This is a genomic window from Cytobacillus sp. QJM3NY_8 (genome assembly GCF_056173585.1).
In genome coordinates this window covers 237,238-253,963 of record NZ_CM149681.1, presented here as the reverse complement: position 1 = coordinate 253,963, position 16,726 = coordinate 237,238, and the positions used below count along the sequence as shown (strand labels likewise).

The 16,726-nt window shown below is 43.5% G+C and carries 14 protein-coding genes; 2 read left to right on the top strand and 12 right to left on the bottom strand.

The window, feature by feature from the left end:
- Positions 1-142: 142 nt before the first annotated feature.
- The 3 genes from alr to acpS all read right to left on the bottom strand — a co-directional run bounded on the left by alr (position 143) and on the right by acpS (position 2,980).
- Complete coding sequence (alr, locus tag AC0VZ9_RS01375) at positions 143-1,300, bottom strand: alanine racemase (RefSeq protein ID WP_251267411.1); 1,158 nt, start codon at positions 1,298-1,300, stop codon at positions 143-145.
- Positions 1,301-1,468: 168 nt separating this feature from the next.
- Positions 1,469-2,482: a LolA family protein gene (locus AC0VZ9_RS01370; RefSeq protein WP_019381248.1), complete on the bottom strand. Its 1,014-nt coding sequence runs from the start codon at positions 2,480-2,482 to the stop codon at positions 1,469-1,471.
- Between the two features lie 144 nt (positions 2,483-2,626).
- Complete coding sequence (acpS, locus tag AC0VZ9_RS01365) at positions 2,627-2,980, bottom strand: holo-ACP synthase (RefSeq protein ID WP_009336315.1); 354 nt, start codon at positions 2,978-2,980, stop codon at positions 2,627-2,629.
- A gap of 164 nt (positions 2,981-3,144) precedes the next feature.
- On the opposite strand from acpS, the gene AC0VZ9_RS01360 reads away from it, so the two are divergent.
- Positions 3,145-3,870 carry a rhomboid family intramembrane serine protease gene (locus tag AC0VZ9_RS01360; protein WP_217027382.1) on the top strand — a complete coding sequence of 242 codons (726 nt, stop codon included), beginning with the start codon at positions 3,145-3,147 and terminating at the stop codon, positions 3,868-3,870.
- A 287-nt stretch (positions 3,871-4,157) separates the two neighbouring features.
- On the opposite strand, the gene AC0VZ9_RS01355 is transcribed toward AC0VZ9_RS01360, so the two are convergent.
- From AC0VZ9_RS01355 to AC0VZ9_RS01325, 7 genes are all read right to left on the bottom strand, one after another.
- Positions 4,158-5,627, bottom strand: coding sequence for a PH domain-containing protein (locus tag AC0VZ9_RS01355; RefSeq protein ID WP_064328208.1), 1,470 nt, complete (start codon positions 5,625-5,627; stop codon positions 4,158-4,160).
- Positions 5,614-6,093 (bottom strand): PH domain-containing protein, encoded by a 480-nt coding sequence (locus AC0VZ9_RS01350; RefSeq protein WP_019381244.1) that lies wholly within the window; start codon positions 6,091-6,093, stop codon positions 5,614-5,616. The genes AC0VZ9_RS01355 and AC0VZ9_RS01350 overlap by 14 nt, the downstream gene beginning before the upstream one ends.
- 172 nt (positions 6,094-6,265) lie before the next feature.
- On the bottom strand, positions 6,266-7,228 hold the full coding sequence (gene uvsE / locus AC0VZ9_RS01345) for a UV DNA damage repair endonuclease UvsE (protein ID WP_009336319.1): 963 nt from the start codon (positions 7,226-7,228) through the stop codon (positions 6,266-6,268).
- Positions 7,229-7,369: 141 nt separating this feature from the next.
- The gene (gene cshA, locus AC0VZ9_RS01340; protein ID WP_019381243.1) at positions 7,370-8,848 is read right to left on the bottom strand and encodes a degradosome RNA helicase CshA; all 1,479 of its coding nucleotides are present in this window, start codon (positions 8,846-8,848) and stop codon (positions 7,370-7,372) included.
- Between the two features lie 506 nt (positions 8,849-9,354).
- Complete coding sequence (locus AC0VZ9_RS01335) at positions 9,355-10,050, bottom strand: alpha/beta hydrolase (RefSeq protein ID WP_009336321.1); 696 nt, start codon at positions 10,048-10,050, stop codon at positions 9,355-9,357.
- A gap of 283 nt (positions 10,051-10,333) precedes the next feature.
- The gene (locus AC0VZ9_RS01330; protein ID WP_217027380.1) at positions 10,334-11,707 is read right to left on the bottom strand and encodes a UDP-N-acetylmuramoyl-tripeptide--D-alanyl-D-alanine ligase; all 1,374 of its coding nucleotides are present in this window, start codon (positions 11,705-11,707) and stop codon (positions 10,334-10,336) included.
- A gap of 105 nt (positions 11,708-11,812) precedes the next feature.
- Positions 11,813-12,889 (bottom strand): D-alanine--D-alanine ligase, encoded by a 1,077-nt coding sequence (locus AC0VZ9_RS01325; protein ID WP_009336323.1) that lies wholly within the window; start codon positions 12,887-12,889, stop codon positions 11,813-11,815.
- 474 nt (positions 12,890-13,363) lie between these two features.
- On the opposite strand from AC0VZ9_RS01325, the gene AC0VZ9_RS01320 reads away from it, so the two are divergent.
- Positions 13,364-14,554 carry a dicarboxylate/amino acid:cation symporter gene (locus AC0VZ9_RS01320; RefSeq protein WP_019381239.1) on the top strand — a complete coding sequence of 397 codons (1,191 nt, stop codon included), beginning with the start codon at positions 13,364-13,366 and terminating at the stop codon, positions 14,552-14,554.
- A gap of 184 nt (positions 14,555-14,738) precedes the next feature.
- On the opposite strand, the gene AC0VZ9_RS01315 is transcribed toward AC0VZ9_RS01320, so the two are convergent.
- Together AC0VZ9_RS01315 and AC0VZ9_RS01310 are read right to left on the bottom strand one after the other, a co-directional pair.
- The gene (locus AC0VZ9_RS01315; protein WP_475396976.1) at positions 14,739-15,158 is read right to left on the bottom strand and encodes a universal stress protein; all 420 of its coding nucleotides are present in this window, start codon (positions 15,156-15,158) and stop codon (positions 14,739-14,741) included.
- Between the two features lie 75 nt (positions 15,159-15,233).
- Positions 15,234-16,700: a SulP family inorganic anion transporter gene (locus AC0VZ9_RS01310; RefSeq protein WP_475396975.1), complete on the bottom strand. Its 1,467-nt coding sequence runs from the start codon at positions 16,698-16,700 to the stop codon at positions 15,234-15,236.
- Positions 16,701-16,726 lie beyond the last annotated feature (26 nt).

Here is a 16,726-nt window from a genome sequence, read left to right as displayed (position 1 = left end):
CCTCGAGGGGGTAGGCGCTGAAGCTAGACAGTTAACTAACTTCAGAGTTCATCATTCTTATCTTTTCAGAAAGCCGCCGCGCTTATTCCATACCTTTTTCCGGGCGATAGCTTAGCTGGGCATCAAATAAAGTTTTTTACGATTATAGCAGATAATTAATTCCCCCGATAATTTTACCATCTCTTTTATATATGCGCGGAACCCGGGAAGATACCATGCAGGTTACTTCATAGTTGATGGTTTCAAGTTTTTCGGCGATTTCGTCAACCGGAATCTTTTCTTCCCCCTGCTCGCCGATCAGGGTTACTTTTGTACCGACAGGCATTTCATGCGGAAGCTTAATCATGCATTGATCCATACAAACTCTTCCAACAATTGGAACCCTCAATCCCTCAGCAAGAACCTCCTGCCCCTGAAGTTTTCGTATCCAGCCATCCGCATAGCCGATCGGCAAAGTTGCAATCCATTCATCTTCTTGTGCCTCATAAGTCGCCCCATAGCTGACCTTCTCGCCTTTATGAAGCTTTTTCACATGAACAATAGAGGTATGGAGAGAAAAAGCTTCTTTCAGAGGGAAAGGAAGATCAGACTTAATTTCCATGGAAGGAGCCAGGCCGTACATACTGATCCCCATTCTGACAGCATTGAAGTGGGCTTTGGGAAATCTAAGGCCCGCCGCGCTGTTGCTGGTATGGATATACTTTGGCAAAATCTCCAGCCAGCTGGTCATTTCCTCAAATCTGCTCAGCTGCTTTTCAAAATAAGCATTCTCCAATGAATCCGCTGTGGCAAAATGCGTAAACACCCCTTCAAGCATAAAACGCTTGTCCTTTTTGATAACGCTCTCAATTCCCGCAAGCTCATCACGGCTTCGAATACCCAGGCGCCCCATGCCTGTATCAAACTTTAAATGGATATTCAGGACTTCTCCGTCTTCCACATATTCGCATGCTTGTGATAGCCACTCCTTTTGAAAAACGGTCAGGGCAATATTCTTTGCAGATGCTTCACCTGCATGCTCCGGGCGGCTCGCTCCCATTACTAAGATCGGCGCTGCAATCTTTTTATTTCTCAATGCCATCGCCTCATCCAGGGTGGCAACAGCCAGAGAGGATGCTCCCGCTTCCAGGGCCGCTTCCGCCACAGCTGCATCTCCATGCCCATACCCATTTGCCTTCACAACCGCAATGACGTTTGTCCCTTCTTCTGCCTGTTTTTTCATTGACTCTACATTATATGAAATATGATCCAGATTTATCTCTGCCCAAGTGTCCCGGTACATTTTTGTTTGTTCATTCATCGATGTATTCACGTCCTTTAGCCATTGCTTCTCTACATGTCGATTATCAAACTCTGGCAGAGGGTTTGTCAAATGCTTATTTTTATCAAAAGGCTTTGAAAGATGATTTCCCATGCCGGCAGCATAAAAAAAACAGGCCCCATTTGAGACCTGCTTTTTGCCGGTGATTTATTTCACCATTTCCCCCTGTACAGTGCGGGCAATTTCGGACATTTCTTCAGGTGATAAATCATTGGATGCAATCATATAATCCACACCCTGGTAGGTCCAGGAAATGGTGTTGTCAGAAAGTGCACCAATGGTGAAGCCAAGGTCAACAGGCTCGCCCTTCACTGAAGTAACGACGGATGATGTCGGCATGACAGCGGCCTTTTCCTGCACAAGAGTGAAGGATTTTTCTCCATCGTACGTCAATACAACGCGCTTGCCATCTTCTGTTTGAACTTCCTGCTCATCAACCAGCTTTACATCCGCCATATCCATCTGCGGATATTTAACCGCGAATTCCTGATCCTCCACTTCAGCCATCACCGGCACTTCGAGCTGTGCTCCTGTCATGTTCTTCTGCATGTCAAAATCTTTCTTATCGAAGCTGGCATTAAACTTTACATTTGAAAATTCTACTGTTACAAGTGCATTTTTATCAGGATCCATAACCTTCACACTGACTGGGGATAAATCGGACTTCTTGAGCTTGATTTCCTGGACAGGAAGCATCTGATTATTTTGATAGCGTGTTTTTGTTTCAAACACATAATGATCTTTTGTAGCGGAGAACTTAGCTTCTTTATCCTCCATAATGTCCTTGACTAATGATTCATATAAATAAGCCTGGCTGCTGTTCTGCGGCCAATCGCTCTGGAAACGGAAGCTCTTGTTCAGCGCAGGAGTGAGGACAAATACACCGTCATCGTTGCGCAGAATCATTTGGCTTTGTTCCTTTTGGGCGTTTTTCAGGTTCACCCGGTAAAAGTCAGGCTCCTTATGCCATACTTCAATATCGTAGGTTTGCGGGTCAGTCCCCATCTGCAGAGTCATCTTGGCCTCTGCCTTGTATCCTTTAATGTCTTCAAGCTTATTGTTAAGATCCTTTACGACGTCTTCCTGTGATTTAGTTCCACAGGCAGACAATGCAAGAACTACCAAAAGCCCGGCAAGCAGCATGAACCACTTTTTCTTCATTCCTTCAGCCCCTTTGTCTCATTTCAGTGAGATCGGCCCAACTTCCGGCCTGTCTCTCCTATCGCATTATGAATATATGAGACAACCTTAGGGAATATGCTAGGAGGAATGACAAGCTTTTGAAATTCTTCAGCCTGCCAAATATCAAGTTTTTTCTATAACCACCTGAGCCACCGCATATTCTCTGCTATGGGAAATCGACAAGTGTATCCCATCTTTAAATGGCTTCGAAATATATGGCTTTCCCTTTTCATCCTTTTCAATTTCAATATCCTGAAAGGAAAGTTCTTCCCCAATACCAGTGCCCCACGCCTTTGAAAAGGCTTCTTTTGCCGCGAACCTCCCGGCAAGAAATTCAGCCTGTCTCTTTTCCGGCAAGCGGCGATAGCCATCCTGCTCTTTTGGTGTCAAAATCCGTTCAGGAAACCGCTCCTGCCTGGCAATAATTTTTCGTATGCGCTCCAGATCTGCAATATCAATCCCAATACCGGAAATCATCTCTCATCTTCCTTCTATTTATATTATTCGCTGCATAAAGAATACAGTAGAAGCAGTATTATGTACACATTATCCAATGAATAAGTGTTATGGCATGCTGAAAAACTGCTTTTCAGGCTATGATGTAGATACACGGTCCAACAATTCAAGCACGGAGGAGAGCCATGTTTACAAGAACGGAAAGCTTTAAGGAATTTATCCGCTACTACCCTGTTGTTTCTGCTATCATTTGTATCCATATTATCATCTATCTATTAACAGTCGTTCCCCTATTTCCAAATAAACTTATTTTCGAAAAGCTTGCAGGTGTCAATTTATATATTGTTCAAGGTGAATACTGGCGGCTGCTGAGCCCAATCATACTGCACAGCGGTTTCCCCCATGTTTTATTCAACAGCTTTTCTCTTGTTCTCTTCGGCCCTGTACTGGAACGAATGCTCGGGAAAACCAGATTCATCCTCCTTTACATCACAGCTGGTGCAGCAGCAAATATTGCAACACTGCTTCTTGAACCTTTGACATATATTCATGTGGGTGCCAGTGGTGCGATCTTTGGCCTGTTCGGATACTTTGCGGCAATCATTGTATTCCGAAAAGAACTTTTATCCAGGGAAAACTCACAAATCATACTGACCATTACGATAATCGGCGTAATCATGACCTTTCTGCAGCCAAACATTAATGTTACAGCCCATTTATTCGGCCTGCTTGCAGGTTTCCTGATTGGTGCGGCATCACTTGCCAAAGGACGTACATCTTCTTCATCCGGCATAATACGGCCCGGAGGTCTTGCCGGCATCAGGCCTTCATTAAAAGGGGTGCCCGCATCAAGGCTTGTTCTCTGGGGAATCATTATCATTTTGGCTGTCCTGGGGTTTTTATCCAGATAATCCTAGTCCAAAAGCTGGAGCGCCTTGATCAGATGAACTCCGTCTAAAAACCGCCACGTCCTGGCATACGCTGAAGCCAGCACATCCTGTGCAAGTCCGGCAGGCATAAGACGAATTATGCAGGAAACCTTCCAAAGCAAGCTTTTGTCGGGCGATACATCTCTGCCGAAGCGTTTCTGATTTCTGTTGGCTTATGACCCGAGGGGCTAGGAGCTGGATGCAGACAGCCTTTCCACAGAGTTTCACACTGATCCATTTTATAGTTTCCTATACAACAAAAAAAGCGCTCATAGGCGCTTTTCCTTTTTCAAATAACTTCTGTTTAATCCAGTATAAGAATACCACTTATAAATAGCATACACTTCTCCACGGTCAAGATCAGGAACCGTTCCGCCTGTCCCCCCAATCCCTGACATGGCCACAGCTTCTATGGTAGCCAGACTGCGCCTTTTCTGAAAATAACTTTCGCTCATGGTGAGGGACTGTATTCGATTTCTTTTCATAAAGACAGTCGTCCTTACAATCCCGCGATATCTGAGAGCAAGCTGCTGAGAACTGATATCCCAGCCTGCATCCCTGTATTTGAGATACGACCATCCCAAAGAAAGGATCAGCAGCACTAAAGAAAAGTATCCCCATGGCCTGAAAAAGAGGAGCGGCACAGCCACAAAAGGCAGTGCCCACAGAAACCCTCTCCATAAATAGCGGTTAAGCGCCCTTTTTGGAGCTTTAAAAAATCCGGGCTGCAGTTCATAGTGGGACAAGTGGGGCTTTAATAAACCGGCAATCCGTGTTTTTTTCACAATCGGCAGGATCATAAGGCGCGCGCTTTCATTGTCCTCAATGGAACCTCCTGCACTTTCAATATAGACAGTCGCCAGGCCAAGTGGCTGCCTAAGCAGATTTTCCCTGATCTGAATTGCCTGAATGCGATTCAGCGGAATCGTCATCTGCCTCTTTTCCAGCAGACCTCTTGTGACAATCAACTCCTTATCAGTCTTTATTAAAGTAAAATCGGCATATTTTAGCATACCGCCAATAAGAGCAATAAGCCATGCAATAAAAAAGACGATGAAGACCAGGATACTCACAAATACAATTCCGTTGGCAATAAATCCTTCGAGGCCGGCAAACACCTTTTCATACGGAAGGATCTCTTCAAATTGAAAAACAAAGGCAAAGACAGCCGAAATAACGACACCTGCCCCACCTGAAGTTGATGCCAGAAGGAGCAGCTCGCCAGGAGAAATTTTATAAATCACTTCCCGGTTCTGTAAAGCTGTTTCCATTTCGGAAGGATTCTTTTTAGCAGCTGAAAATGCCTGCTGAATGAATTCTGCATCTTTTTTAGAAATAGCCGTCAATACCGCTTCTGCCTCACCAGCTCCGCTTGAACCGGCTGTCTCCACTTTCATCTTTACAAGGCCAAATGGCCTTTGCAGCAAACCTTCCGATAAGTCTAGACTTTGAATTCTTTCAAGCGGAATATATCTCTTTTTCCTTATCAGAACACCATACTCGATTCGAAGCTCGCCTTCTTCTAGTCTATAAGTATATCTCCACCAGGTAAGGATCCCTATCATAAAAACCGCAATTATGACCCCTAAAGACAGGACAAGCTGAACAATTTCACCATTTCCTCCTCTGCTTCCAAAGACGACAAAAACAAGAAAGGGCACCAGCATTTCCTTTAGGTGTTTCAGGAAATTGGCTACCGCTGATATTGGGTGCAGCCGTTTCGGATTAGACATCATCATCTGCAGCCCTTGCCAGCAAGGAAATGAAAAAGCGCAATTCCTCCGCTTCATCCACATCCAAGGCCGGTATTTCATGAACAGTTGCAGCCGTCGAGATGGTGACAGTAGCAAGACGATATTTACGCAATATCGGCCCTTGCTTGGTATCCACATGCTGCACCCGAATCATGGGAACAAGGGTCCTTTTAATCACAAATATCCCATGTTTGAGTTCTATTTCATTTTCCCGGACCTCATACCTCCATCTTTTCCACCTTAAGGAGGGGAAAATCATAATGACTAGGTAAGCATAAGCTGAATAAAACATTAAGGAAGCCCCAATAACCCAAATAGGCCACTTAAACAGGAAAGCAGCAGCAATTGCTCCCCCTGATAACACAAAAGGAAAAACAGAGTGGATTGTGCCGGAGATTCTCCATGCAAGCAGCCCCCTTGCCGGTATCCTTTTATGCGGCTCTGTAATCATGCAGTACCCCCCGCAATTCCATAAAATTAATAGTCATTCAAAAACGCCCAGAGTCAGTTCCTCGCTAAGAACCTCATCAGCACATTTCTTTGGATCAGCTCTTTCACTTCTATAAGTATACATGACAGAAAAAAGAAGTGTCTCCCTTTTATGAAAAAAGCGGGGGTACTACTTATATTTCAAAGCTGGATGAATCAATAAAAGTCAGATCGGGGTTCGTTCTTAAATCTTCAGAAAGCTTAAATAGTGCGCTATCCTTCATTTTCGCTTCGATCATGCAATGAATCTCAGGCACTGACCCCTTAATGTTCTGAAGAAACTCCATGAACATATCAGCATTAATATAATCGGCATGCGCTCTGAAATCTTTGTCTGATTTCGGACTGGAAATATGCATTTTCACAGGCAATTCTGAATGATCCCATGTCGCTGCGACCCTTTCCCATTGCTCCGTCCAGTTATCATTCTCAAAATTGGCAAGGTGATGGTGGTAATCAAATACAAGCGGAATCCCAAGCTTTTCACAAAGATAAAGCGTATCATCAAGGGTAAAGGTGGTATCGTCATTCTCGAGGATAATCATTTGCTGGATTCCTGAAGGTGTAAAGCCCCAATTATGGATAAATTGTTCGAGAGCCTTCTCTTTATCATCATATCCTCCGCCCACATGCAGAACACAGCGGTGAGCTGGATTCAGCCTCATGCCTTTCAGCAGGGCTTCATGCATTGCCAGTGTTTTAATGGACATATTCAATGTATCAACTTTCGGTGTATTAAGGAGCACAAAATGGTCTGGATGAAAATCCACCCGCATAGGGTGTCCATCCAGAAAGTCACCAATTTTGGATAGAGCTTCTTTAAGAGAGTGCATATACTTCCAATCAGAAAGTTCCTCATGATTGGCAAGAGGAATCAGCCGGGAGCTAAAGCGAAAAAAATGGATATCATGGGCCACATTGTGCTTTAGCAGCCTTAGGCAGTTTTCGAGATTTGATACGGCAATCCGCTCCAGTCTTGCTATAGCCGCCTCGCGGTCTTTAATGGCCGAGAATTGCTTAAACGTCATCGTTTGCGATGGTGACGCGTTTTTCAGATTCATACTCATCGCGACATACCCAAGGCGTACAATCGTCATGTCGATTCCTCCCGCATTGTTTTTCCCTTAGTATGTACGGCTGCCGCTGAGAAATTGCAGATGGATGGCCCTTATAATAGTGGGAGCAAATTAAAAAGAAAAGGAGAGCAGAATCTCTGCTCTCCTTTTTAAAGTAACCGTTTAACGATAGCTGCTGCTGCTATTTGAACGGTTATTGTGGCTTTGACGTTTTCCAGTGTGGCCTTGACGGGATTTATATGATCCTTTCTGGCCTCCTTGTCTGCCTTTTCCGTTATAGCCTCCGCGGCTGCGGTCATTCGGCTTTCTGTCGCGCTTAGATGGAAGCGGCTTTTCCTCTGTTAATTTAACAGGAGTTGTATCCGGTTCTTTTGTCAGCATCTTCAGCACGGCTTGAACCACTGTTGAAGCATCCTTTTGTGCAAGGAGCTCATCAGCTGCTTCTTTATAGCTCTCAAGATTGTTTTCCTCAATGGTTTGCATGATTTTTTCCATGACTGCTTTCTGCTGGCCTTCAAGGGCCTCATCCAGTGTTGGAGCATCCATGCGTTCCATTTTCCTCTTGGTTGTACGTTCTACGACATGCAGATACGATTTTTCGCGCGGATTAATGAATGTCATCGCAACACCTGTTTTTCCAGCACGTCCTGTACGGCCGATGCGGTGAACATAGCTTTCAGGATCCTGAGGAATATCAAAATTGTATACATGTGTGACACCGGAAATATCCAAGCCTCGTGCAGCAACATCTGTTGCAACGAGGACGTCAATGCTTCCCTCTTTGAACTTGCGAAGAACAGAAATCCTTTTAGCCTGGCTTAAGTCACCGTGGATTCCTTCAGCCATGTATCCGCGAAGATTCAAGGCTTCAGCCAGTTCATCGACACGGCGCTTTGTACGTCCGAATACGATTGCCAATTCCGGTGATTGAATATCCAGAAGTCTTGTCAGCACATCAAATTTATTCTTTTCATGCACTTCAATATAGTATTGTTCAATAGATGATACAGTCATTTCCTTTGCTTTTACGCGGACAATTTGGGGTTCCTTCATGAAGCGTTCTGCCATTCTGCGGATTGGCGCAGGCATTGTAGCAGAGAAAAGCAGGGTCTGGCGCTCTTCCGGAATTTGGGCAAGGATTGCTTCAATATCATCAATGAATCCCATGTTAAGCATTTCATCCGCTTCGTCAAGAATGGCTGTATGGACATGGTCAAGACGCATTGTTTTGCGGTTTATGTGGTCCAAAATACGTCCTGGCGTTCCAACAATGATATGCGGTTTGTTCTTCAAGGCGCGGATTTGGCGATTAATATCCTGCCCTCCATAAATGGATAGGACTTTCGTTCTTTTGCCGTAGCCGATTTTATACAGTTCTTCCGATACCTGAATTGCCAGCTCGCGAGTCGGAGCAATCACAATTCCCTGAATGAAATCCTTCGTGTTGTCGATTTTATCAATCATCGGGATTCCGAATGCAGCAGTTTTTCCTGTTCCTGTCTGCGCCTGACCGATCAGGTCTTTATTCTCTAAACTTAACGGAATGGTCTGGGCCTGAATAGGAGTCGCTTCTTCAAATCCCATTCGCTTCAGTGATTTCATTGTCGCCGGGCTGATGCCCAAGTCTTGAAACTTTGTCAATGTATTCATTCTCCTTCTAATCATAGAAAAATTTTGTCCCTGCAAACCTGCAGGCAGGAATTCTCCTGAAAATTGGCCTATGAGTCACTCTTCCGGACGATTATAAGAAAAGTTAGGGCACCCCGTAAGGAGCCTTTTAACCGGCAGTACCCGGTCTCTAGATGCTTTAACTTCTTATTTTTATAAAAAGTGCGGTTATGTTTCGTTAAGAAGAGTCCCACTCACTATGAAACCCGCTTGAGGAAAGGATGAGGGTAAATTCTATCCAAATTGTTCACGGACAATCAGGTCTCTAAAGATGAGTTCTAACAACGAGAAAGCACTCATCTATTTATGGCCATACTGAAGTATGACGTTCTCCGCAATACCTCTGTATTTAATGAAAAAAGACATTCTCCTGCTGGAGCATGTCCGGGTTCTCAAAAGAAGTTCCTGTTGGCACTTTGGTGTTTATATTACCATTTTCAAGTAAGCATTGCAAACTTGAAGGCTGGCTGAAAACCTTATCATTCCGGCTTTTTTTGAAGAAAACCAAGGATCTCCTGAAAGAGGCGTTCCCCTTCTCCGCAATGGCAGATAAGATGTTTGGAGTCCTTTATAAAAATTAATTTTTTGGCCGATGAACTTATATTATTGTATAAATATCTGGCACTTCGCGGAGGCACCACTCCATCACTTTCACCTTGCGCAATCAATGTCGGCACAGTGATCTGATTTAAGATAGGTTTGATAGAGGCCACAAGCCTGCGGAATTGAAGAGTTGCCGTAATCGGTGTCGCACTTATTTTCCGCTTATATCTGACGAACATCTCATTGTCGGCCAGGTTTCCCTTGAAGGCATCCCTTGCCATCTCTTTAATATCGAAGAAAAGCTGTTTTGGATTTACGTAATAAGCAGCTGCACTGAGCAGAACCAGCTTATCCACAGGGTAATGCACTGTTAAGTAGCTGGCGATCAGGCCGCCCATCGAAAAGCCGATTACATACACTTTCTCACAGCGGCTTATCAGCCTTTTCAGCTCTTCCTCTGCATGCTCAATCCATTTGTTATAGGCAATTCCTTTCAGCTTAAGTTCATCGCCATGACCCGGCAATGTCGGCACGGAAATCTCCCAGTCTGTATGTTCTTTCAAATATTCTGCCAAAGGCTCTACTTCAAATGGAGCTCCTGTAAAACCATGTATGCACATGCAGCCAATCATCCTCGAGTCACCGCCATTTTTTATAATCTAAGTCAATTCTATTTTACACTTTTTCCTTTTTGCCATACTAATCAAACCTGTTAGAAGATAAAAATTATAACAAAGGAACTATATAAAAATAATTTAAACCCCTGTTTCACGTGAAACAGGGGTTTATTTCCTATAATAACAGATATATACAATAACAAAATTAACAAGGTATGAGAATTACATGTTATTTTCCAGCTGTTTTAGTCTTACCATTCTATCTGTTAAAGTGTTGTTGTTATTTTTTTCTTAGCAATTATTGAAGGGCAGAGACAACTTCTTCCAGTTTCATGCCCCGGGATGCCTTAACCAGTATAATCGTTTCCGGATCCACATGTTTCTTCAGCTCTTCGATCAGCGGCTGTTTGTCAGTAAAGGCGGCCACCCGTTCGTGAGGAAGTACCTCCTTCGCTCCCTTGGCGATATATTCGCCAAGCTTGCCGAAAGTAAATACATAATCAACCTTTTCAGGATCCACAGATTTTCCTGTGGAGTAATGGAAATCCTCCTCCTGCGGACCAAGCTCCAGCATATCGCCCAGAACAAGAATTTTCTTTTTATACCCTGGCAGGTTGGCAATCAGTTCAATCGCCGCATTCATGGATGTTGGACTCGCATTATAAGCATCATTGATGATTTTTTCTCCACTTTGGCCCTCGAGAAGTTCCATCCTCATATTCGTCAGCTTTAAGCTTGCGAAGCCTTCGTTCATCTTTTCGTACGGAACGCCAAAATGGGCTGCTGCAATCATGGCTGCCAGGGCATTTAGAACATTATGGGTGCCTAACACAGGCAGATAAAACTTCCCGCTGGACACATTAATCCCAAACGTGCTGCCGCTGTCATTCTGCTTGATATCCATCGGGTACACATCATTTTTCCCGGTTCTTCCAAAAGTTCTTAAAGCTGCCGAACCATTGTAGGATTTCAGTTTTTCATCCAAGAGAGGCTCGTCGCCGTAATAAATAACCAGGCCATTTTCCTGGAGTCCATTTACGATCTCAAGCTTAGCTTCTGCAATCCCTTCTCTGGAACCTAAATCCTGAAGGTGGGATTCGCCTATATTCGTAATAATCACAGCGTCCGGGCGGGCAAGCTTCGTAAGGAAATCGATTTCTCCCCTGCCGCTCATCCCCATTTCCAGCACCGCGATTTCCGTATCTTCCTCAAGAGCCAGAATGGTTAAGGGCAAACCGATATGATTGTTATAGTTACCTTCGGTTTTTTGAACTTTATATTGCACGGAAAGAAGGTTTGCGGTCATATCCTTGGTGGTTGTTTTGCCGTTGCTTCCTGTAATGCCTGCGACTTTTATCTTTAATTCATCACGATAGCTTCTAGCCAATTCCTGAAGAGCCGTTAGTGTATCTTCGACGATCAGGATTGGAAGATGAAGAGGGGGATTGGGAACATCCTTTTGCCAAAAGGCTGCGGCTGCCCCTTTTTCGATGGCATCTTCTACAAATCGATGGCCGTCTGAATTTTCCCCTTTGAATGGGACGAACAAATTACCCCGCCCGATTTTTCTGGAGTCAATGCTGACGCCCTGTATGGATGTATTATGAAAAGATGAAACATCATTCTCGATCTTTATCATTTGTTCAATTTCCTGAAGTGTTTTCTTTATCATATGGCGCCTCCTGTTTCGGCATTATGAAAGGCTCATATTGCCAGTTATGTATGAACAAAAGGAACACGACAGATATGCCGTGTTTCCTTCAACAATTATATCTTTTTACATTGTGTGTTTAATGCTTTGTTTCTCAGCATGGCGTTCGATGGCCAGATTAACAAGCCTTTCGATCAGCTGAGGGTATTCTACTCCCGTATGCTTCCACAGAAGCGGGAACATGCTGAAAGGTGTAAAGCCTGGCATTGTATTGACTTCATTAATGTATAGCTTACCCTCTCTTGTTAAAAAGAAATCAGCTCTGACCAGACCTGAGCAGTCAAGGGCTTTAAATGCTTTAATGGCCATGTCTCTCAGTTCACTGTACTCAATTTCTGAGATTTCAGCAGGAATGATTAATGCTGTGTCCCCATCTTCATATTTGGCTTTATAGTCATAGAATTCAACTTTCGGGACAATCTCACCGGCAACAGAACATTCCGGATAATCATTGCCCAATACGCCAGCTTCAATTTCTCTGGCTGTAACGCCTTCTTCGATGATAATTTTACGGTCAAATTGGAAAGCTTCTTTGAATGCTTCCTCAAGCTCTGAACGGTTCATGCACTTACTGATTCCTACACTCGAACCCAGGTTGGCCGGTTTTACAAAACACGGGTACCCGAGTTCCCTTTCCACCTGGTCATAGGCTGCCTCCGTCTCATTTTCCCACTCACTGCGGATAAACCAGACATACTTCACCTGCGGCAGACCAGCCTGTGCAAAGATATTCTTCATAATGACTTTATCCATCCCTGCAGATGAAGCCAATACTCCATTTCCCACATATGGCAGGTTAAGCAGCTCAAGCAAACCTTGAACCGTGCCGTCTTCCCCGTTTGGACCATGAAGCAGCGGGAAGATTACATCAAATGGACCTTTATCCTGGGCACCCTGGAAAAGAGTAGGTGCCAAAGCTGTTGGAGGTAGTGCTTCCCCCTGGGAAAATTCCAGCTCCTTCACACTGGAAACAGGCCCTTGCAATTGAGGGCCCTTTACCCATTGACCTTCTTCAGATATATAAATAGGATGAATTTCAAATTTCTCCAAATCCAATGCTTTAATCACAGCCATTGCAGTCTGCATCGATACTTTATGCTCTGCAGATTTTCCGCCGTACAAAAGGCCAACCTTCGTTTTCATAAAAGAACCTCCAATATTCGATCATGGACTAACCGGCTTCTCATGCCGCTTTATTCCTTCATTTTTTTTCCTTAGCTGATTTATATGTTCATTCAAGCTACTCTTTATTGTAACACTTTCACATTTAAGAAAGGGAGTGATTACATGTTCAATTCCACAGGAATTTTTTTCTCCACATACGCCCATATTCCTATATGTATGAAATGGCCCTGAAAAAGGAAACTTTTCTTATCTGAAACCAGTAAAATAATTTCCTTTTCTGGCATTAAATTAAACTCCCTTTTTCCTATTATTATCTTAAGAAAACGTTTAACCGCCTACTATAGAGCAATTAACGAGAAAAAACCTTAATCCTTGGTGAATAATCAGACTTATTTTATTATTATAACAAAACCTTTATCTATTAACTTTTAACGTAAAACAGGATATAATCCTCCTAACAAAAACAACTGTATTTTTTAGGAGGACATAAAAATGAAGTTCGGTTTGCTTCCCAGAATAATTGCAGCCATTGCACTGGGTATTTTATTAGGTTCTTTTTCTCCTGAATGGCTTATTCAGCTATTTGCTACTTTTAATGGATTGTTCGGAAACTTTCTTGGTTTTGCGATTCCATTAATTATTATCGGATTTATCGCGCCAGGTATTGGGAGCATGGGAAAAGGCGCAGGGAAACTGCTGGGGATTACAACTGGTTTTGCCTATGCTTCTACGATCACTGCTGGTTTAGTCGCCTATTTTTCTGCGACGGTGTTATATCCTGTTCTTTTAAAAAACCAAAGCTTCAAAGAGTTTGAGAATCCTGAGGATGCTTTGCTTTCACCCTTTTTCCAGGTGGACATGCCTCCTGTAATGGGGGTCATGACGGCACTGCTGATTTCATTCACTCTAGGCCTCGGATTGGCTGCGATCAAAGGAAACACTCTGCAAAATGCTATGAATGATTTCCGTGATATTATTGAAAAACTGATTGAAAAAGTCATCATTCCATTGCTTCCTGTCCATATTTTTGGGATTTTCGCCAATATGACGCAGGGCGGACAGGTTGGCGCCATTATTTCTGTATTTGCCAAAGTCTTTGTCATGATTATTGCTCTTCATCTTTTATTTTTACTGCTTCAATACTCAGCGGCCGGCAGTCTTATGAAAGCCAATCCGCTTAGACTCATGAAAAATATGATGCCTGCCTACTTTACGGCACTTGGTACTCAATCATCCGCATCCACCATTCCTGTTACACTTAAGCAGGTTAAAAAGCTTGGTGCACGTGAAAAAGTCGCGGATTTCTCCGTTCCATTACTGGCAACGATTCATCTCTCCGGAAGCACGATCACCATTGTGAGCTGTGCGATCGCCGTGATGATGCTGCAGGGTCAAACGGCATCATTTGCAGAAATCCTGCCTTTCATTTTAATGCTTGGCATCACAATGATTGCAGCTCCCGGTGTCCCAGGAGGGGCTGTCATGGCCGCATTGGGTCTGCTTGATAGCATGCTCGGATTCAATGAGACCATGCTTGCGCTTATGATCGCCCTATACCTTGCCCAGGACAGCTTTGGAACTGCATGTAATGTAACAGGTGATGGTGCTCTGACGTTGCTGTCTGATAAGGTAAGCGGCAAAGATAAGAAACTTCAGCCTCAATCTGCTGTGAAAGCCGGCTAATTGAAAAAAGATGTCCCTGCGGGGACATCTTTTTTGTGCGGTTTTTATGAATTTTGCAGCACTAAGCCGGCATATCGGTCACTTAGTCTAGTTTAGCAGCCTATTATATTTTATCGGTATATCGTTCACTTGGCGCAGCATCCGCTTTACATTACCAGGAAAGTGAAAAGTATATATCCGAACTTTACTTAACAATCAAAACAGGCGCTTTCACACGTTTGGCTATTTTATGGCTAACACTTCCGAGCACCATTTCCTGAAGAGTATTCAGACCCCGGCTGCCAACTACTGCAACATCAAAATCCATTTTGTTGGAAAATTCCACAATGGCTGGTCCAGGCTCTCCCTGCAGGATTTTTATTTCATATGAAATGCCCTTTTCTTTTAATAAGTTTTCTATTGGCTCTAAGCGTTTTTTTCTCACCTGGTCCACTATACTCTTATCAAAATGATGAAGGATATCTTCTTTTGAGGTCTGGCCATCAACAGCATAGACTACGGTAATTTCAGAATCAGGATTCTGTTCGGCCAGTTGAATGGCTTTAGCGGCTGCACAAATCGAATGATCGGATCCATCTGCAGCAATCAGTATTTTTTTAAACACAGAGCCTCACCCCTTACCTATTCTTATAAAAAAAATACCACAGTCGAAGCTGACTGTGGTATTCATTCCAGTTTTTTAATGGCCGGAAAATTTCGCACCAGGTTTGCGGTGAACGGCCAAACGCTCAATCAAGTTCGAGCTTGGCGCGTTTAATCCTGATAGGCGTACCAACACACCGTTGTCACGAAGCTTTATTACAATCTTATCTATGGCAGCGACACCTGAGTCATCCCATACATGCGCCTGTGTAAAATCAATTTCAACTTCTTTTAATTCTTCATTAAAGTCGAATGCTGCTACAAGTTCATCTACAGAAGCAAAGAAAACCTGGCCTGTTACAGCGTATATTTTCTTATCTCCTTCAATTCGTGATGCAACATGCACTTTCGAAATTTTAGCAACAAAGAAGATCGCACTTAGGATGATCCCCGCGAAAACTCCTTTGGATAAGTCATGAGTGAAAACAGTTGTAACAGTCGTTGTAACCATAACAATCGAATCTGTGACAGGCGTCTTAGCAAGTCCCTTAATGGATGACCAATCAAAAGTACCGATCGAAACCATGATCATAACACCGACTAATGCAGCCATCGGTATTTGAACGACAATATTCCCCAAAACTAAAATCAGAAACATAAGGAATGTGCCGGCTACCAAAGCGGACAGTCTGCCTCTTCCGCCAGATTTCACATTTATGACGGATTGTCCAATCATGGCACAGCCTGCCATTCCGCCGAATAGACCTGCCACGATATTCGCAATTCCCTGTCCGCGGCTTTCCATATTCTTATTACTGGCTGTATCGGTCATGTCATCAACTATGGATGCAGTCAGCAAGGATTCAAGCAAGCCTACGATCGCAAGGGCAATAGAGTATGGGAAAATAATCTTCAGAGTCTCAAGGTTAAATGGAACATCCGGTATAAAGAATGCCGGAAGGGCTGATGTGATAGTTCCCATGTCGCCAACTGTGCGCACATCACTCTTTGTCATGATGGCAATGATAGTAATAACAATAATAGCCACCAGAGGAGATGGCACTGCTTTAGTAAATCTCGGGAAAATATAAATAATCGCCAATGCACCGGCAACCATCGCATACATTACCCATGTAGCATCTACAAACTGTTCAAGCTGCGCCATGAAAATCAATATAGCCAGTGCGTTAACAAACCCAATCATAACCGCACGCGGAATGAATTTCATAAAGCGGGCCAGCTTAAGCACACCAAATAAGATCTGAAGAATTCCCGTCAAAATGGTCGCAGCAAATAAATACTGCAGTCCGTGATCGGCTACTAATGTAACCATTAATAACGCAATCGCACCAGTTGCAGCAGAAATCATTCCAGGCCTTCCGCCAACTATTGAAATGGTTACAGCAATACAGAAAGAAGCATACAATCCAACCATTGGATCGACACCAGCAATAATCGAGAATGCAATCGCTTCTGGAATTAGTGCCAATGCCACTACGATTCCAGCAAGAATGTCTCCCTTAACATTGCCAAACCATTGTTCTTTTTTTGATAAAACTTTCAAATAAACACCTCTTTATTAATAGATTT

Bases quoted from the DNA above. Each gene is read 5' to 3' on its own strand.
- alr (WP_251267411.1), bottom strand. From the start codon at position 1,300: ATGAATGAACAAACAAAAATGTACCGGGACACTTGGGCAGAGATAAAT.
- AC0VZ9_RS01330 (WP_217027380.1), bottom strand. From the start codon at position 11,707: ATGATAAAGAAAACACTTCAGGAAATTGAACAAATGATAAAGATCGAG.
- AC0VZ9_RS01350 (WP_019381244.1), bottom strand. From the start codon at position 6,093: ATGATTACAGAGCCGCATAAAAGGATACCGGCAAGGGGGCTGCTTGCA.
- acpS (WP_009336315.1), bottom strand. From the start codon at position 2,980: ATGATTTCCGGTATTGGGATTGATATTGCAGATCTGGAGCGCATACGA.
- AC0VZ9_RS01320 (WP_019381239.1), top strand. From the start codon at position 13,364: ATGAAGTTCGGTTTGCTTCCCAGAATAATTGCAGCCATTGCACTGGGT.
- AC0VZ9_RS01325 (WP_009336323.1), bottom strand. From the start codon at position 12,889: ATGAAAACGAAGGTTGGCCTTTTGTACGGCGGAAAATCTGCAGAGCAT.
- AC0VZ9_RS01360 (WP_217027382.1), top strand. From the start codon at position 3,145: ATGTTTACAAGAACGGAAAGCTTTAAGGAATTTATCCGCTACTACCCT.
- AC0VZ9_RS01370 (WP_019381248.1), bottom strand. From the start codon at position 2,482: ATGAAGAAAAAGTGGTTCATGCTGCTTGCCGGGCTTTTGGTAGTTCTT.
- uvsE (WP_009336319.1), bottom strand. From the start codon at position 7,228: ATGACGATTGTACGCCTTGGGTATGTCGCGATGAGTATGAATCTGAAA.
- AC0VZ9_RS01355 (WP_064328208.1), bottom strand. From the start codon at position 5,627: ATGATGATGTCTAATCCGAAACGGCTGCACCCAATATCAGCGGTAGCC.
- AC0VZ9_RS01335 (WP_009336321.1), bottom strand. From the start codon at position 10,050: ATGATTGGCTGCATGTGCATACATGGTTTTACAGGAGCTCCATTTGAA.